A 348-nucleotide genomic window follows, 5' to 3' on the forward strand; every position below is an offset into this window, starting at 1 on the left:
GTATCGTCGGCAGCTTCAGATGTGTATAAGAGACAGGCTAGGTACTGGCCATTACCACGCGCATCAAGATAAATACCATCACGCCTTGGAAGTTGATCGCAGATAAAGTAAAGCGCTTGCTCTTGCTGCTTGAATGGCACATTGCCAAGTTCTAATAGGAAAGGCACGGTGCGCTTCACATCATTTTGAACGGCCATGGGTGCATAAACGGTTAAGTCACCAGAGCGCGCAAAATCCTCACCCAAGCAATGGCGCAGTTTAGGATCGAGTTTATCGAGATCTGGCTGAACGTGTTCGTCTAACCCCTCTTTCATCTCAGCTTCGCGTATGTGCTCTTTCGCTTCGTTA

Annotated in this window: 1 pseudogene; it reads right to left on the reverse strand. The window is 48.3% G+C overall.

Annotated elements, in window-relative coordinates:
- A pseudogene (locus tag OW491_RS18070) lies at positions 1 to 348 on the reverse strand (hypothetical protein); the annotation flags it as partial.

This window comes from Neptunomonas sp. CHC150, from assembly GCF_030397555.1.
GTDB lineage: Bacteria > Pseudomonadota > Gammaproteobacteria > Pseudomonadales > Balneatricaceae > Neptunomonas > Neptunomonas phycophila.